The 15,378-nt window shown below is 63.2% G+C and carries 16 protein-coding genes and 2 pseudogenes; 8 read left to right on the top strand and 10 right to left on the bottom strand.

Annotated elements, in window-relative coordinates; all coding sequences use genetic code 11:
- From NKH57_RS31660 to NKH57_RS31650, 3 genes are all read right to left on the bottom strand, one after another.
- A partial coding sequence (locus NKH57_RS31660) for an IS4 family transposase (protein WP_352950173.1) occupies positions 1-779 on the bottom strand: 779 nt, incomplete at its 3' end.
- A 267-nt stretch (positions 780-1,046) separates the two neighbouring features.
- Complete coding sequence (locus NKH57_RS31655) at positions 1,047-2,984, bottom strand: adenylate/guanylate cyclase domain-containing protein (RefSeq protein ID WP_352950170.1); 1,938 nt, start codon at positions 2,982-2,984, stop codon at positions 1,047-1,049.
- A gap of 296 nt (positions 2,985-3,280) precedes the next feature.
- Positions 3,281-3,967: a winged helix-turn-helix transcriptional regulator gene (locus NKH57_RS31650; protein ID WP_352950168.1), complete on the bottom strand. Its 687-nt coding sequence runs from the start codon at positions 3,965-3,967 to the stop codon at positions 3,281-3,283.
- Between the two features lie 324 nt (positions 3,968-4,291).
- Between NKH57_RS31650 and NKH57_RS31645 the strand changes: the two are divergent.
- Positions 4,292-4,525, top strand: a pseudogene (locus NKH57_RS31645) (YdhR family protein); the annotation flags it as partial.
- On the opposite strand, the gene NKH57_RS33945 reads toward NKH57_RS31645, so the two are convergent.
- The 7 genes from NKH57_RS33945 to NKH57_RS31610 all read right to left on the bottom strand — a co-directional run bounded on the left by NKH57_RS33945 (position 4,450) and on the right by NKH57_RS31610 (position 10,506).
- Positions 4,450-4,938 (bottom strand): tyrosine-type recombinase/integrase, encoded by a 489-nt coding sequence (locus tag NKH57_RS33945; protein ID WP_502907358.1) that lies wholly within the window; start codon positions 4,936-4,938, stop codon positions 4,450-4,452. The pseudogene NKH57_RS31645 and the gene NKH57_RS33945 sit on opposite strands and share 76 nt — an antisense overlap.
- On the bottom strand, positions 4,836-5,201 hold the full coding sequence (locus tag NKH57_RS31635) for a phage integrase N-terminal SAM-like domain-containing protein (protein WP_352950166.1): 366 nt from the start codon (positions 5,199-5,201) through the stop codon (positions 4,836-4,838). Before NKH57_RS31635 ends, NKH57_RS33945 begins: the two co-directional genes overlap by 103 nt.
- Before the next feature lie 560 nt (positions 5,202-5,761).
- Complete coding sequence (locus NKH57_RS31630; RefSeq protein ID WP_352950164.1) at positions 5,762-7,081, bottom strand: NAD(P)/FAD-dependent oxidoreductase; 1,320 nt, start codon at positions 7,079-7,081, stop codon at positions 5,762-5,764.
- Entirely contained in the window at positions 7,078-8,061 is a 984-nt protein-coding gene (locus NKH57_RS31625; RefSeq protein ID WP_352732551.1) for a branched-chain amino acid ABC transporter permease, read from the bottom strand. The genes NKH57_RS31630 and NKH57_RS31625 overlap by 4 nt, the downstream gene beginning before the upstream one ends.
- A complete protein-coding gene (locus tag NKH57_RS31620) occupies positions 8,058-8,966 on the bottom strand; it encodes a branched-chain amino acid ABC transporter permease (protein WP_352950162.1) in 909 nt (302 codons plus the stop codon). Before NKH57_RS31620 ends, NKH57_RS31625 begins: the two co-directional genes overlap by 4 nt.
- Positions 8,963-9,712 carry a branched-chain amino acid ABC transporter ATP-binding protein gene (locus NKH57_RS31615; protein ID WP_023762421.1) on the bottom strand — a complete coding sequence of 250 codons (750 nt, stop codon included), beginning with the start codon at positions 9,710-9,712 and terminating at the stop codon, positions 8,963-8,965. The genes NKH57_RS31620 and NKH57_RS31615 overlap by 4 nt, the downstream gene beginning before the upstream one ends.
- Positions 9,709-10,506 carry an ABC transporter ATP-binding protein gene (locus NKH57_RS31610; protein WP_352950160.1) on the bottom strand — a complete coding sequence of 266 codons (798 nt, stop codon included), beginning with the start codon at positions 10,504-10,506 and terminating at the stop codon, positions 9,709-9,711. The genes NKH57_RS31615 and NKH57_RS31610 overlap by 4 nt, the downstream gene beginning before the upstream one ends.
- 126 nt (positions 10,507-10,632) lie before the next feature.
- On the opposite strand from NKH57_RS31610, the gene NKH57_RS31605 reads away from it, so the two are divergent.
- The 7 genes and pseudogenes from NKH57_RS31605 to NKH57_RS31575 form a co-directional block, all read left to right on the top strand.
- Positions 10,633-11,364, top strand: a complete 732-nt coding sequence (locus NKH57_RS31605; protein WP_352950158.1) for a GntR family transcriptional regulator — start codon at positions 10,633-10,635, stop codon at positions 11,362-11,364.
- Positions 11,361-11,843 (top strand): DUF3830 family protein, encoded by a 483-nt coding sequence (locus tag NKH57_RS31600; protein ID WP_352950156.1) that lies wholly within the window; start codon positions 11,361-11,363, stop codon positions 11,841-11,843. The genes NKH57_RS31605 and NKH57_RS31600 overlap by 4 nt, the downstream gene beginning before the upstream one ends.
- Before the next feature lies 1 nt (position 11,844).
- Positions 11,845-12,198: a TIGR04076 family protein gene (locus NKH57_RS31595; RefSeq protein WP_023762417.1), complete on the top strand. Its 354-nt coding sequence runs from the start codon at positions 11,845-11,847 to the stop codon at positions 12,196-12,198.
- Positions 12,195-13,250 (top strand): aldo/keto reductase, encoded by a 1,056-nt coding sequence (locus NKH57_RS31590; protein WP_023762416.1) that lies wholly within the window; start codon positions 12,195-12,197, stop codon positions 13,248-13,250. Before NKH57_RS31595 ends, NKH57_RS31590 begins: the two co-directional genes overlap by 4 nt.
- Positions 13,247-13,675 carry a DUF4440 domain-containing protein gene (locus NKH57_RS31585; protein WP_023762415.1) on the top strand — a complete coding sequence of 143 codons (429 nt, stop codon included), beginning with the start codon at positions 13,247-13,249 and terminating at the stop codon, positions 13,673-13,675. Before NKH57_RS31590 ends, NKH57_RS31585 begins: the two co-directional genes overlap by 4 nt.
- Before the next feature lie 48 nt (positions 13,676-13,723).
- The gene (locus NKH57_RS31580) at positions 13,724-14,983 is read left to right on the top strand and encodes an ABC transporter substrate-binding protein (protein WP_352950153.1); all 1,260 of its coding nucleotides are present in this window, start codon (positions 13,724-13,726) and stop codon (positions 14,981-14,983) included.
- Between the two features lie 144 nt (positions 14,984-15,127).
- Positions 15,128-15,378, top strand: a pseudogene (locus tag NKH57_RS31575) (FAD-binding oxidoreductase); the annotation flags it as partial.

The following is a 15,378-nucleotide window of genomic DNA, read 5'->3' as shown; positions in this document are numbered from 1 at the left end:
TGGATGCGCAGGCGCCGCAGGCGTATCGGCAGCTTGCAAGCGCCCTTGCTGACCAGGTTCACCTCACTGTCTTCCAGGACCAGGAAGCCGTCGCCCTGCGGCTCGGCCACGGGGCGGTTGCACAGCTGCGCCAGCCCCATGTTGGTCTTGGGCCGCGTCACGAAGACCGACCCGGCCTCGGCGATCGCCGTCCACCAGCCATAGTGGCAATAGCCCTTGTCGAACACATAGGTCGCCGCGGGCTCGATGGTGATCCGGCGGCCGATCTGGGCGTCGTTGACGTTGGCGTCGGTGATGTCGAGGACGCGCGGATGGTCGGCCTTCGGGTCATAGACGACATGGACCTTCATGCCGCGGATGCGTCCGTTCGACTTGGCCCACTCGCACAGCTTGCCGAGCGGAATGGGGGTCGAATCGATCAGCCGCAGCATTTCTTTACCCTCTTGCCGCGTCTGCCGGTCGAGCAGGCCCGCCACCAGGCTGAAGGCCTCGGCAAAAATGGCGACCGGGCGCCGTCTGTTGGCATCCGACAAGGTCGAACGCATCAGCGGACCGCTGCCCAGGTGGTAATGATGCTGGCTGTTGGCATTCCAACCGGCTTCCAGGCCACGCAGGCTGTCGCTGCCGCAGAACTGAGCATAGATCAACACCACCAGATGATCCCAACTCCTGAACGATTTGTCGTAGGCATCGCCGTCGTGACGATCCACAATGGCTTGGAATTGACGGCGATCCATGGCTTCAAGAAGCTGCCCGAAGATGCTAGGTGCAAAGCGCATGCCCCGTTCCTTTTCTGAGTCTCGACAACCAGAGAGAAGACGGACAAACCCCGTTTTACGGGGCATGCACATGCGGCATTTCGATTCACTCAAAACTTTCCCCGGACAGCCCTGCGGGACGTGGGGAGAGAGCCGACCTTCGCGTCCAACAATAGCGCGGGCTGCTTCGCGCCAGCTCTACCCCTTCGCCGACCTGCCTCGAACCCGGACCGACGGCGATCGCGCTTTGGGCGGGGCGGAGCGGCTTCATGCCGACTACGCGCTAGATCAGCCCGATGCCGCCTTGGCGCGCTCTGCATCGCACGATTTCATGTGGATCATGTTGGGGTTGCCTTTGAGCTCCGCCGCGGTCGCGCAGGCCCGGAGTCCGGCCTTCCGTGCGCCTTCTGCAACCAGCTCTGAATTGTGCCCGGGGGCGATTGACCACTTGGTCACAAACTTCTCTGCGGTCCACCCGGGGTCTTGTTCGAGCACCTCCTCAGCTACTTTCTTCGCCTCGTTCGGCTGGTTCAGGTAACCATACAGCATCGCAGTAAATGATATCTCATTGAGCGAAGGGTTTTGGTAAAGCTTTACATACTTAAGCGATTTATCAAACTGTTCGCTAAAAAAGTACGACCAGTAAAGACTAATATTATACCAGTTTGTGTAGTAAGGATTTAGCAAAATAGCTCGTTCCGAGAGGCGAACGGCCCGTGCGGTATCTTCTTGATTAATATTCATGGCAATCAGCGCAAGAGTGTCGGCGTCGTTTGGCGCGAGGGATTCCGCCTTGTCAAACTCGACAAGGGCTTGCGCCCCCTCACCATTCCAGGCGAGGGCCTGGCCGAGTGCGCCATGGGCCTTGTTGCTGTTGGGATCGAGCTCCACGGCTTTTCGGGCAGCCTCCAACTGCTTTGACAGTGCCTGTTCAGGAGAAACAGCAAACCCATAGCCAAACATGTAGCTATAGACGTAGGCTAAACCGACGTAGGCCCGTGCCATCTGCGGATCGAGGTCTATGGCCTTGTGGAACAGCTTCTCTGCTTCGATCAACCCATCCTTGGTGATACCTCCCACCGGGGTGAAGGCCATCTGGTCGGCCATCAAAAGGGTGTCATAAGCCGTCAGACTATTGGGTGGCTTGTGCTGGGCGAGTTTCAATTGCGATTTGCGAATGACACCGACTTGTGACCCCAAGGTATTTGCGATCTTCGCAGTGACGTCGCTCTGCACCGCGAAGATATCCTCGCCGGATCGGTCGTAGCGCTCGGACCAAAGGTCGGCGCCTGTGGCAGCGTCGACAAGCTGCGCCGTGATGCGAACGCGATCGCCGTTCGCCTGCAAGCCACCCGTGAGAACATACCTCACGCCCAGATCGGCGCCGACCTGGCGGACGTCCACGGCCTTGCCCTTGTAAACGTCGGTCGAGTGGCGTGCGATGACGAGAACATGGTCCGATTGGGACAGGTCGGTGATGATGTCTTCCGTAATCCCGTCAGCGATCCGATCCCATTTGGGGTCCTTGCCGAGGTTGTCGAACGGCAGGACGGCAATCGACGCGTAATCGACAGCCACACCCGATGATTTCCACCAGCCCTGGATGCCAAGAACTGCACCGAGGGCTACCGCCACAACTGCAGCCAACCTCGCCAGTATTAGCCATCTGTCGCGCAAGCGCCGAGCCTTGAGCAGGCGGCGCCGAGGCTGCCCATGCAGATTCACCCGGTAGACCGGCACAGGTTCGGCGATGTTCTTCACGCGCTGCTCGCCCATGGCCTCGAAGGCGAAGGCAAGCTTCTTCTCCACTTCCTTGGCCACCTTGCCGGACACGTAGATGCCGCCAGGCTCCGCGATCTGCTCCAGGCGCGCAGCTATGTTGACTCCTTCGCCGAAGCGGTCGTCGCCCTCGACGATCACCTCGCCCAGATTGACGCCGATACGCACCTGGAAGCGCTGATCCTCGGGAACGGCCGCATTGCGCTCTGCGAGGCCTCCTTGAAGCGCCACGGCGCATTCGACGGCGTCCATGACGCTAGAGAACTCTGCCAGCAGACCGTCGCCCATGAGCTTGAAGATATGGCCATGGTGGCGGGCGATCTCGGGTTCGAACAGTTCCTTACGGCCCGCCTTGACACGCTCGAACGTGCCCTGTTCGTCCTGCTCCATCAGTGCGGAGTAGCCAACGACGTCCGCGGCGAGAATTGCAGCAAGCTTACGGTCCATGACCGTCCTCCCATGCTCGGGCGCATCACACTGCACGACTGATCAGTACCACAAGCTTGGGAAAAGCGCATTGGGGACGCCGACTTCACCCACCCATCAGCCGGTGAGCACGCGAGATCGATCAAAATCGCGGCAAGCCGACATCGAGTGGATTTCTCCGCCATGTCGAGCATGCGGTTCGTTAGCCTCACCCTGCGGTGACGAGGATGCCGCGTGGGTGGTCCAGTCCGGCCAGCGCGCTCTGGGGGGCCGAATGCGGACTGGCGGCTTTCAGTGCGCAACAATGGCAATGGCTTTCAAGAAAGCTGGACGATTCCCTCAAGCGCCGCATATACCGAAGTTCGCAGCCAACGATCCATGCCGCGGGCAAGGCCGGGGTCGCCGCTCAAGAAAAGGCCACCCCTTTCTTTCTCACGCTCGATGCTGGAGCGGCCCTCCAGGATGGCCCCCAGCGAAACAACGCTGGTCTCGACGTAAAGATCGACGTCCCGGCGGGGGTCGAGCGAGCATAGCTCGGGCAAGTCCGCGCCTGGCTCGACCACAAACCAGTAATGGGGACACTTCGGTGGGGGATCGTCGCGGAAATGGAAGCGGATGACGGCGCGCCGCCGCGGCAGTTCAGCGAGGTCGATCTTTCGCCGCACGGCCCACATGAGGGTCGAAACATCCACGTCGCCGAGCGCGATTTCCGCCTCGATGTTGCATTGCGCCCATTCCGCCAGCGCATTCATCGCCGGCTCGAGCTTGATCGCCTTCTCTGTGCGGAAATAGCCGATGGTGCCCGTCGCTCCGTCCTCGACGCGCTCGACCAGGCCCAACGCTTCCATCTCCTTGAGCCGCCTAGACAAGAGGGCGGACGAGACGTTGCCCACCCCCTTGCGAATGTCATTGAAGCGGGTCGAGCCGTTCCAGAGCTCGGTCAGGATTTGGATCGTCCAGCGCGGCTCCAGGAACTCGCAGGCGCGCGAGATCGGGCAGACCAATCCGTAAGGCCGTCGCGTCATGGCTGAGCGCTCCCTGCCGCAGGTTAGGCCTTGCGGAGGTCTAAGGCCAGTTCACAATCGGAAGCGGTACGCTTCCGAAGCTGCCATGGCGCCTTCCCGCCTTCTGCCGTCATGGTGGTTGTCATTCGAGCATCCCCGATCAACGGAGGTTACCATGACCTGGCGTAAGATGACGCAAACGAGACTAGGCCGGACCGTACTGCGCGTGTCGGGCACTTTCCTGATCGTTCGCTCGGACGCAACAAGGGACGCATGGCGGGTCGCTTGTGGCCGCGCAACGTCAACTACTGAGGGAGGAAAGACATGTCGGCTAAAATCCTGCAAATCAACTACAAGCTCAACGGGCCGAGGGCCGAGTACGAGAGAGAAAACCTGCCCTATGCTCAACCCATCGCGGACATACCTGGCCTGCGCTGGAAGGTCTGGATCATAAACGAGGCCCAAAGCGAAGCTGGCGGGGTCTACCTATTCGACGATGATGCCGCAGTGAAAGCCTTCTTGGACGGGCCAATTATTGCGGAGATGAAAGGGGACCCGACGTTGAGCATCAAGGCGTTTGACGTGATCGCAGAACTCACGACCATTACACGTGGTCCGGTGAAGTAGTATTCTCGGAGGTTGGAAGGGTGCATGTTGCGGAGATGCCGACGTCGGATGCTTCCTGACCGCGCGGTGCAGTTGCCGCGACGAGACAGGCGCGATGCAATTACGCCCCGGGAACACCCAGCCATGGGGAGCATCACCCCGCGCCGCTTGCCTTCGCGCCACCACAGCCGCAGCTGTTCCAGCAGTTGCGGCGAGAGCATGGCGATGCGGTCCCTGCGTCCCTTGCCCTGTTCAACGCGGATCAGCATGCGTGTGGAGTCGATGTCGTCGACCTTGAGGTGCGCGACCTCGGACACGCGCAGACCAGCGCCATAGGCGACACCGAGCGCGGCCTTGTATTTGATGCCTGGCGCCGCTTCGAGCAGCCGCGCCGCTTCCTCAACGCGATGGTCGCCGGGCCCAGGCCGTTCTCATGCTGATGCAACTGGAAGCGCCGGATGTCCTCGATCGTCGCCGTGTCGGGAGCGCAGACAAGGAACGCGGCGAAGCGCCGGACATGACGAATGTAGTCCTGCTGCGTATGCGGTCCCAGACCCCGCATCAGCATGTCCTGCTGCATGCGCTGGCGAAGCGGCGTGGTCGGAGCATCGGTCGACAAGGTAGCCATGGCCAGTTCCTCTCGCTGAAGGGAACTCCATGGTCGGATCGCGGGCTCTACCTGCTCAAGACCAATGCCTGTCGCACCATCTCAGAACGAGGCGCCCCTCCCGCGAAGCGGGTTCGTGCATGAGGCGCAAAGCTGACGTTAGCGGCGAATCTGAACCGAATACCCCGTCATCCCGTATTCATTACTTGTGCTTCGAAAGTCGCAAAAAAGGCGGTGTGGAACGCAAGATGCGAGAACACGAAGGCGATTGACTCATTGGGTGATGACGCCGTTGTCCGCAGCACAACGAGCAATTCGATTGAGCCCGGTGCGGTTACGAGCTAGTGCGAGGCCATCAACTGGTCACGTGCCAAAATGACGCCGCTCCTACATTGGAAGTGCGAGATCGCCGTCCGATATTGCGGCGATGAGGCGCCTGTTCAGAATCTAGTGTGGGCAGAGTCGCTCGCCGTCCCCACTCCTCCGGACGCTGATGACCGCAGCAAACAAATTAAGCTGACGATCCTCCGACGTACCGATAACCACTCGTTGCGCGGCGGGCATATTCCTCCGCGAAGCGCTCACGCTCGAAGAACCAGATTCGTATCGTCCAACCGGTCGCGCAGCATGCTCCAGCCGAGCAACATGTTGGGCGCGTGGCGCAGCAAGGCATGGAACGGGATTGGCGCCGGCGGCCCGAAAGGCAGCGGCAGGTCGCGGGCGTCGGTTCCAGCGGCCCAATCGGCCAGCACCTTGCCCATTGCCGTCGTCATGGCGATGCCGCGGCCGTTGCAGGCACGACCGGCGATCAGGCCCGACCCGAGGTCGATCAGATGCGGCAGGAAATCCGGTTCGACGGCAGCCATTCCGGACCAGCTGTAGGCAAGTGGCGGCAGGTCAGGCAAGTCGAGATGCCGGCCAAGCCGCCGCCAGATCGTCTGCGGCACGCGGCTCTCGGCGCCGGCGCCAAGAATATGCATACCGCCGCTGATTAGCCGGTTTTCGGCGTCGAAGCGGAAGGTGAACAGATTGCGCCTGGTGTCGCCGACACCTTGCCCGCCGGGAAGCAACCGGCTGCGGACTTCGCGCGACAGCGGCGCCGTGGCGACCTGGAAGACTTTCAGCGGGAAATAGGTTCGCTGCAATGACGGATTGAGGGACCAGCCATAGGCGTTGGTGGCGATCAACACCTTGGCAGCGCGTACCGATCCCGAAGGCGTTTTCAGCATCCAATCATCGGCTATGCCATCAACCGAGGTGACGCGCGTCCGCTCGAAGATCTTCGCGCCGGCTTTCTCCGCCGCATCGGCGAGCCCGTGCGCGTATTCGACCGGATTGAGTACGCCGCCAGAACGATCCATCCAGCCGCCGACATAGCCTGGCACGCCCGTCAGCGCCTCGACCTCCTGCCGATCCAATGTGACTGCCGGCCGGCCACGTTGAGCCCATTGCCCGGCGCGTGATTTGACCTTCTCGAACGCGGCGAGCGAATGCGCCGGCTGAATCCATCCGTTCTGCAAGGCGTCGCAGTTTATGCCGTGCCGCCGAATCAGATCGAAGACGAGGTCGGCGCTGCCGGCAGCGAAATCGATCAGCCTTTCGCCACGTGAAGGCCCGAGATGGGCCAGTATGTCGGTCGGGTCCATCTTGGCGAAATTCGGCACGACGAAGCCTGCATTCCTGCCGGTCGCGCCCCAGGCGATGAATTCGGCTTCGAGAACGGCGACGGAAAGCCCTTTCCCGGTCGCGTGCAGCGCGGTCGATAGACCGGAAAAACCGCCGCCGACAATGGCGAGGTGGACATCGAGCCCGCCTTGCAGCGCGGGCCGCTCGCGGCGATTGCGGCTGACCGCATGCCAGAGCGAAGCGTTATGCGTTTCCTGCCGGGGCACGGCATTCATGACCCGGAACTGCTCTTGGCCTGAGCGATCTTCGTCCGCCTGCCGAACCATGGCCGCCGTGGCCTGTCGCCGAACAGGCCGTTCGGCCGGATCAGCAGGATGACGCAGAGCATGACGCCGATGGCGGCGATCTGCAGCGCGGCGGCGCGCGCCTGCTGTTCCGGCGGGAACAGGATGCTGGTCAGCGTGCCTGACCCCGCCCATATCGCCCACACCAGGATGCTGCCGATGACGGCGCCGAGATTGCTGCCCGAGCCGCCGACGATCAGCATCACCCAGACCTGGAAGGTCAGGATCGGCAGGTAATTGTCCGGCGCGATGAAGCCGGTGAAGTGCGCCTGCAGCGCGCCGGCCAGCGCCATGATGGCGCCGCCGACGGCAAAGGCCTGGACGCGGTAGAAACGCGCGCTCTTGCCCAACGAAATCGCTGCCCGTTCGTCCTCGCGCAGCGCCTTCAGCACGCGCCCCCAAGGGCTGCGCGACAGATGCTCCAGAGCGAGGTAGGCGATCAGCGTCACCACCGAAACGACGGCAAGATTCGACAGGTTGAACAGCAGCGGCGTCTCGGCCAGGCTGCCGAAGGGGCGCGGGATGAAGCCGATGCCGAACGGTCCGCCGGTCAGCTTCTGCGCGTTGAGCGCGACCAGTTGCACGACGACGGCGACGCCGAAGGTGGTGATCGCCAGATAGTCGGATCGCAGCCGCAGCGTCGCCATGCCGGTAAGGGCCGCGGCGATGCCGCCGATGACCATGGCGCCTGCCCAGCCGACAAGGATCGGCAGGCCGAAGCCGCCAAGCCGGGCGGCATCGTCCGGTGTCGTCAGCAGCGCCGATGTATAGGCGCCGATGGCGACGAAGCCGGCGAGGCCGACATTGAACAGGCCGGTCAGCCCCCATTGCAGATTGAGCCCCAGCGTGACCAGCGAAAAAATCAGCGCGGTGGTCAGGAAGAAGGCGCCGTAGCCGAGCAGGTCCATCAGCGTTCCCTCACACCAAACAGGCCGATCGGCCGCACGAACAGCACCGCCATCAGGATGATGAAGGAGACCGCGGCGCGCCATTCGGCGCCGATCAGTTGCACCGCGCCGGCTTCGGCCAGCCCGATGATCAAGCCGCCGAGTACGGCGCCCGGGATGCTGCCGATGCCGCCGAGGATAGCGGCGGCAAACATCGGCAGCAGCATGTCGAAGCCCATGAATGGGCGGATCTGCACCAGAATGCCGATCATCACGCCGGCCACGCAGGCGAGCGCCCCGCCGATGACCCAGGTGACGCGCACCACGCTGGCGACGTCGATGCCGACGATGCGGGCCAATGCCGCATTCTGGCTCAGGGCCTGCATCGAGCGGCCGGTCTGCGTGCGCGTCATCAACAGATGCACGCCGAGCACCAGCACGGCGGTCAGCATCAGCAAGGCGATCTGGTCGGGGGTGATGCGGATGCCGAAGCCGATCGGCATGGCGATCTGAATCGCCCGGCTGAAATAGGTCGGCCGCGAGCTGAAGGTGAATTCAAGCAGGCTTCTCAGCGCCATCGAGGCACCGAAGCTCGCCATCACCACGATGATCGCCTGGCCTTGTGAGCGCAGCCGCGCGAATAGCACCTTGTCGAGCAGCAGCGCCAGCAGGGCGGTGAAGGCCATGCCCACGACCAATGCGACAATCAGCGGCCAGCCGAAGGAGAGGGGAGCAATGGGTGCCACCTTGCCGACCATCGCGCCGATGGCGCTGACGACGGCCAATGTCGCATAGGTGCCCCAGGCCATGAAGTCGCCATGGGCAAAGTTCGAGAAGCGCAGGATCGAATAGGTGAGCGTCACGCCGATGGCACCGAGGCCGATCATCGAACCGGTCAGCAGCCCGTCGACGACAAATTGCAGGTTCATGCCGCACCTCCTTTCTCGACATGCAGCGGGCGCTGGCCGAGATAGAGTTCGGCGATCATCGGATCGTTCCACAGTTCGGAAGCGACACCCTCGTGCCGGTCCTTGCCTTCGACCAGTACATAGGCGCGGTCGCCGATGGCGAGCGCTGCCTTGGCGTTCTGTTCCACCAGGAGGATGGTGACGCTGGATTTGCGGATGCCGGCCAGCATCTCGAACACCATCGAGACGAATTTCGGCGACAGGCCGGCCGACGGCTCGTCGAGCACCAGCACCTTGGGGTGGACGATCAGCGCCCGTGCGACGGCCAGCATCTGCCGTTGCCCGCCCGAAAGGTTGCCGGCGGCGGTTCGCCGCTGGCGGACGAGGTCGGGAAACGCCACATACATCTCCTCGATGCGCGCAGGAATCTCGCGCCGTTCGAGGATGCCGCATGCGACTTTCAGATTGTCCTCGACCGACATGAGAGGAAAAATGTTTTCGGTCTGCGGCACGAAGGCCAGGCCTAGCCGCACCATGGTGTGCGCGGGCGCGGCAGTGATGTCATTGCCGTCCAGAAGCACCGTGCCGCGGCTGATCGGGACGAGGCCGGCGATAGCCTTGATGAAGCTCGACTTGCCGGCGCCGTTGGGGCCGAGCACGACGACGATCTCGCCCCTGCCGACGGTGATCGAGGCGCCACGCACGATCGGCACGCCGGGTTCATAGCCGGCTTCGAGATCACGGACATCGAGGACGGTCTCGCTCATGCCGCGCCTCCGAGATAGGCCTCGATGACGCGCGGGTCGCGTGCGACCTGTTCGGCCGTGCCTTCGCTGAGCAACTGGCCGCTCGCCATGACGAGGACGCGATGGCAGAGCCGCGTCACCATGTCGATGTTGTGCTCGATCAGCAGGAAGGTGATGCCTCGCGCATTGATGTCGCGGATGCGGTCGATGATGACTTCGAGCAGCGTTGCGTTGACGCCGGCCGCCGGTTCGTCGAGCAGGATGATCGCCGGGTCTGCCATCATGACGCGGGCGAGTTCGAGCAGCTTGCGCTGGCCGCCGGAAAGCACGCGCGCCGGCTCATGCGCGAGATGGGTGAGGGTGACCAGTTCCAGCAGTTCGAGCGCCTTTGTCCTGGCGGCCCTTTCCTGCGCCGCCACGCGCCACGGGGTGACGAAGTTGGCGAGCAGCCTTTCGCCGGCCTGGCCCTGTGCCGCCAGCATGATGTTTTCGATCAGTGTCAGATTGGGCAGCGGGCGCGGGATCTGGAAGGTGCGGCCAAGGCCACGACCGATGCGCAGATGTGCGGCTTCGCCCGAGACAGGCGTGCCATTGAGAAGGATCTCGCCGCCGGTCGGCAATATGCTGCCGGCGAGCAGATCGAACATCGTCGTCTTGCCGGCGCCGTTGGGGCCGATCAGGCCGAGGATTTCTCCAGCCCTGACGTCGAACGAGACATCGTTGACGGCGACAAGGCCGCCGAACCGCCTGACGACATTCCTTGCCGTCAGAACCGGCGCGCGGGTTTCCCCTTGCCGTTTGGTTGCCTCGCTCATCAAACCCTCTGGCCGAAGACGATCGTTGCCGTCTCCTGATTATGATTTGTGATCACACTTGCTTTGATCACGCTATTCGGCTTTAATTTCGTCCGCAAGCCGAAAACCGGCCGAGAACGGAATTCCATGCAAAAGGCTGCCATCGAAAAGAGCAACGAGGCGATCGCGGCCCAGCTTGCGCCGGTCGGCCGCGAGACCGTGCAGGACCGCGTCTACTCCGAATTGCGCCGCGCCCTGATCGGCGGCCTGTTCGAGCCAAGCCAGGTGTTGACCATCCGTGGCCTGGCCGATGCGCTGGTCACCTCGACCATGCCGGTGCGCGAGGCGCTCGGCCGGCTGATCACGGAAAAGGCGCTGGAGGCGCTGCCCAACCGTTCGGTGCGCGTGCCGCCGATCACCCTGGAACGCCTCGACGATCTCTTGCGTGCCCGCATCCTGATCGAGGGCGAGGCGATCGCGCTGGCCGCGCCCCGCATGGGCCCGCGCCAGATCGCCACCATCGAAACCATTCTCGGCGAGTGGGACGAGATGCGGGCGCTGAAACACAAGAAGGACGTCGATCGCGAAGTGACGCTCAACCAGAGCTTTCACTTCGAGATCTACCGCTCTTGCGGTTCGGCCGTGCTGATCCCGATGATCGAGAGCCTTTGGCTGCAATCGGGCCCCTGCATTCGTGTCGCCATCTACGCCTTCTCAGAAGCCGGCGAGGTCGACACCGCCCAGTATCACCGCCGAATCGTCACGGCGCTGTCCACGCAGGATGCGCAGGCAGCGCGCGAGTCGCTGGTCGCCGACATCAGCCGACCCTTCACCTTCCTGCGCAGCAAGCTGCAGGCCGCCGCGAAAGACCAGACATGACCTCCATCAACATCACCGAGCCGCGCTCACAGCTATCCGTCACGGCATTGTTGCTGCCCGAGAAGGCACCGGAAAACGCTGCCTTCCTCTCGGCATATCTCGGCACGCCACGTGTCGTCCCTGGCATCCATGCAATGTGGACAGGGCCGGAAATCTCTTGCCCGGTTCCCGCGGCCGATCTCGAGGGCCAGACCTATGCCAGGCCGTTGCCGGCCGAGAACGCGACGCTGACGCCGCAGCCGGGCGACATCGTTCTGTCCTTCGTGCCGCCGCGCATGTGGGGCGGCAACCCCAATGCGATCTTCGACATCGGCCTCTACTACGGGCAGGGCGCGCGCCTCTTGTTCCCGATAGGCTGGCTGGCCGGCAGCGTGGTGGCGCAGGTGCCGCCTAAGGAGCGCGAACAGTTCGCCGCCGCATGCGGTGTTATCCGCCGCAATGGCGCCTGTGACATCACTTTCAGCCTGGTGGAGGCCTGAAATGGCTGACGACAGTTTCGAGCTGTTCGATCTTCGCGTCGAGGCGGTCATCCCCGAGGGAAAACCGATCTACTGCGGTGCCAAGGCTGGCGACTATTTCGAGCTCAAGGGCGAGATGCTGTCGATGCCGGCAGGGCAAGGTTTCTCGATTTATTCGCTCGCCGCCGTGCTGCCGCTGCTGGCGGCGAAGCAGCGCCCGACGGACAGGAACGACTGGATGACCTCGGACGCCGAGATCGCTTGTCCCGATCCCAATTGCGCCAGCCGATTGCGGATCGTCAGGATGGGCAAGCGGCGGTTCAACCATGCCGAAACCACGGCCGTGCCGCTGCCGAAAGAGAATGACCTGACATGACCACCAAAACCTTCGAACTCGGCCCCGGCTACATGATATCGCGCGTCATTCGTGGCGGCTGGCAGCTGGCCGGCGGCCACGGCGCTGTCGACCGCAGCCAAGCGGTGGCCGATCTGATCGCAACCTTCGACGCCGGCATCTGGACCTATGATTGCGCTGACATCTACACCGGCGTCGAAGAGCTGATCGGTGCCGCGCGCCTGCGGCTGGCCAGCGAGCGCGGTCTCGATGTTGCCGCCAGGATGAAGGTGCACACCAAGCTGGTGCCCGACCTTGAACGACTGGCCAGCATAAGCCGCGACTATATCAGGGGCATCGTCGACCAGTCGCTGCGGCGGCTGAAGACCGAGCGGCTCGACCTCGTGCAGTTCCACTGGTGGGACTATGCGCAACCTCGCTATGTCGATGCGATGGGCTGGCTCGATGAACTCCGGTTGGAAGGCAAGGTGCGCAATCTCGGCACCACCAATTTCGACACGCCGCGGCTGGCCGAAATCCTCGCCGCCGGCATCCCGCTGGTCAGCCAGCAACTGCAATACTCGGTGCTCGACCAGCGGCCGAGCAAGAGCCTGGCGGCAGTCGCTTCGAAGAACGGCGTCAGCTTCCTCTGCTATGGCTCAGTCGCTGGTGGTTTCCTCAGCGACAAATGGCTTGGCGTGGCCGAGCCCGCCACGCCGCTCGAAAACCGTTCCCTGGTCAAATACAAACTCATCATCGATGATTTCGGCGGCTGGGACCTGTTACAGGAGCTGCTTCAGGCGCTGAAGGCCGTTGGCGATCGCCGCGGCGTCGACATCGCCACCATCGCCAGCGCCTGGGTGCTCGAACAGCCGCAAGTCGCCGCTGTCATCGTCGGCGCTCGTAACCAGGCGCATGCGCTCGCCAACGCCAAAATCATGGATATCGCGCTCGATGCCGAGGATCGGGCGCGGATTGCAGCCGTCATCGCGCAAGGCACTGGCCTTGAGGGTGATGTCTACACGCTGGAGCGCGACCGTCACGGCCGTCACGGCTCGATCATGCACTACAACCTCAATGCGGGGAAGAAATGAGCGGCGAGCGCTCCCTGTTTTCACGCGCCAGCGCCGAGGTTATCGACCTGCATCGCTTCTTCGTCGACTGGTTCGTTGCCGCGCGAGCCAACACGGCAGACTTCGGCCGCTTCGAACGCGCCATGGGCGAAGACTTCAGCATGGTGGCGCCGGACGGCCAGGTCCTGGATCGGGACGCGGTCGTCGATCATGTCCGTACAAGCCGCGCCTCTTGCGACGACGGTTTTGCCATTTCGATCGACGACATCCGGCCCGGCTGGCAGGACGCCGATACCATCGTCGTCCTTTACGTCGAGGCCCAGCTGCGCGGCGGCAAGCGCAGCCGCCGCCAGTCGAGCGCCGTCTTCACCACCAGTTCATCGGCGCCCAACGGCGTCGAATGGCGGCATCTGCATGAAACCTGGCTGCAGGTGCCGGAACGCTGAACAGGCTCCAGAGATCAAATACAGTTGAGTAACGAAAGGGGAACAACAATGACAAAGACGATACTCCAACTCACCACAGCACTTGCTCTTGTGACGATGGCGGGTGCGGCACAGGCCGCCGACTGCAAGATCACCGTTGGCCTTGTCATGGAACTGACCGGCCCGGCCGGCGAATACGGCCAAGCCGGCGCCAAGTCGGTGGAGATGGCCTTCCGCGACATCAACGACGCCGGCGGCGTGCGCGGCTGCGATCTGGCAACCGACACGCGCGACAGCCAGAGCCAGGGCAACATCGCGGTCGACGCCGCCACCCAGCTGGTTCAGGTCAAGAAGGTGCCGGTCATCATCGGCGGCATCATTTCCTCGGTGTCGATCCCGATCCTGACCTCGGTCACCGCACCGGCCAAGATCGTCCAGGTGTCGCCGGCGTCATCCTCGCCGACGCTGACTGCGCTCGGCCGCGACGGCAAGACCAACGGCATCTTCTTCCGCACCATCACCTCGGATGCGCTGCAGGGCGTCGCCGCCGCCAAATACGCCATAGACAAGGGCTTCAAGAAGCTGTCGGTCATCCACGTCAACAACGACTTCGGCGTCAACATGGTGGCCGAGTTCTCGCGCGCCTATAAAGCGCTCGGCGGCACCATCGTTTCCGACACGCCCTACAATGAAAAGCAGTCGAGTTATGCCTCGGAAGTCACGGCGGCAATGGCTGGTGAACCGGACGGCCTTTATCTAGTCAGCACGCCGGTCGACGGCGCAACGGTTGCCCGGACCTGGATTTCGCAAGGCGGGGTGCAGAAATTCCTGCTCAATGACGGCATGAACAGCCCGGACTTCATCGAGTCTGTCGGCGCCGATTACCTGAAGGAAGCTTACGGCACATCCTCCGGCACCAGCCCGACCGCCTCGACGGAGTATTTCACCAAAAACTACAAGGAATTTTCCGGCATCGAACCGTCCAACCCGGCGGCCGACCGCTCCTACGATGCCGGCGCCATCGTTGGCCTCGCAATCGCCATTGCCGGTTCGGAGGAGCCGGCCAAGATCAAGGACGCGATGTACAAGGCGGTCGATCCCGCTGGCACGCCGATCTTTGCCGGCAAGGAAGAGTTCGCCAAGGCGCTCGGCCTGATCAAGGACGGCAAGCCGATCCGCTATGAGGGTGTCATCGGCCCGGTCGCCTTTGACAAATTTGGCGACATCACCGGCCCGTTCCGGCTGTGGAAGATCGTCGACGGCAAGGTGACCACCGATGGCGAAATGACCACCGACGATGTCAACGCGCTGCAGGCCAAGCTTCAGTAGAATGACTTTTCGTCCGGCGTCGATCCGACCTCATCGCGATCGATGCCGGACGGTCGGCCCTGTCCGCATTGTCCACGGATGGTCAAGCGGCGCATGCACGGACAAGGGTTCGACCGGCCAGCGTTCATGGGTTAGGATTGGCCGATGTCGCCCGAAACCCAACAGCTTCTATCCGCTATCGACAATCGGCTGGGTGCGGGCGGCGTGCTCGCCGGCGCGGATGTGAACCAGCGCTATCGCGATGATCCCGACGGCAAGCTTGGCGCGCTTCCTGAAGCGGTGCTGCGCCCGCGCGCCCCCCCGGGGGTGGCGCCCGCCCGCGCCGGCTGGCACCCGCGAGGGCCCCCGGGTGTGGGGCCGGGGGGGCGCCCGGGGGGTACGGGCGCGGGGCGGGG

The sequence above is a fragment of the Mesorhizobium sp. M1050 genome (assembly GCF_040318715.1).
Taxonomy (GTDB): Bacteria; Pseudomonadota; Alphaproteobacteria; order Rhizobiales; family Rhizobiaceae; genus Mesorhizobium.
Note: the sequence above shows the minus strand (reverse complement) of the source record. Positions and strands in the feature narration are given on the sequence as shown.

Coding starts and splice junctions, on each gene's coding strand:
- NKH57_RS31585 (WP_023762415.1), top strand. CDS start 13,247: ATGAGCGGCGAGCGCTCCCTGTTTTCACGCGCCAGCGCCGAGGTTATC.
- NKH57_RS31595 (WP_023762417.1), top strand. CDS start 11,845: ATGGCTGACGACAGTTTCGAGCTGTTCGATCTTCGCGTCGAGGCGGTC.
- NKH57_RS31610 (WP_352950160.1), bottom strand. CDS start 10,506: ATGAGCGAGGCAACCAAACGGCAAGGGGAAACCCGCGCGCCGGTTCTG.
- NKH57_RS31615 (WP_023762421.1), bottom strand. CDS start 9,712: ATGAGCGAGACCGTCCTCGATGTCCGTGATCTCGAAGCCGGCTATGAA.
- NKH57_RS31655 (WP_352950170.1), bottom strand. CDS start 2,984: ATGGACCGTAAGCTTGCTGCAATTCTCGCCGCGGACGTCGTTGGCTAC.
- NKH57_RS31630 (WP_352950164.1), bottom strand. CDS start 7,081: ATGAATGCCGTGCCCCGGCAGGAAACGCATAACGCTTCGCTCTGGCAT.
- NKH57_RS31605 (WP_352950158.1), top strand. CDS start 10,633: ATGCAAAAGGCTGCCATCGAAAAGAGCAACGAGGCGATCGCGGCCCAG.
- NKH57_RS31580 (WP_352950153.1), top strand. CDS start 13,724: ATGACAAAGACGATACTCCAACTCACCACAGCACTTGCTCTTGTGACG.
- NKH57_RS31635 (WP_352950166.1), bottom strand. CDS start 5,201: ATGGCTACCTTGTCGACCGATGCTCCGACCACGCCGCTTCGCCAGCGC.
- NKH57_RS31590 (WP_023762416.1), top strand. CDS start 12,195: ATGACCACCAAAACCTTCGAACTCGGCCCCGGCTACATGATATCGCGC.
- NKH57_RS31600 (WP_352950156.1), top strand. CDS start 11,361: ATGACCTCCATCAACATCACCGAGCCGCGCTCACAGCTATCCGTCACG.
- NKH57_RS31620 (WP_352950162.1), bottom strand. CDS start 8,966: ATGAACCTGCAATTTGTCGTCGACGGGCTGCTGACCGGTTCGATGATC.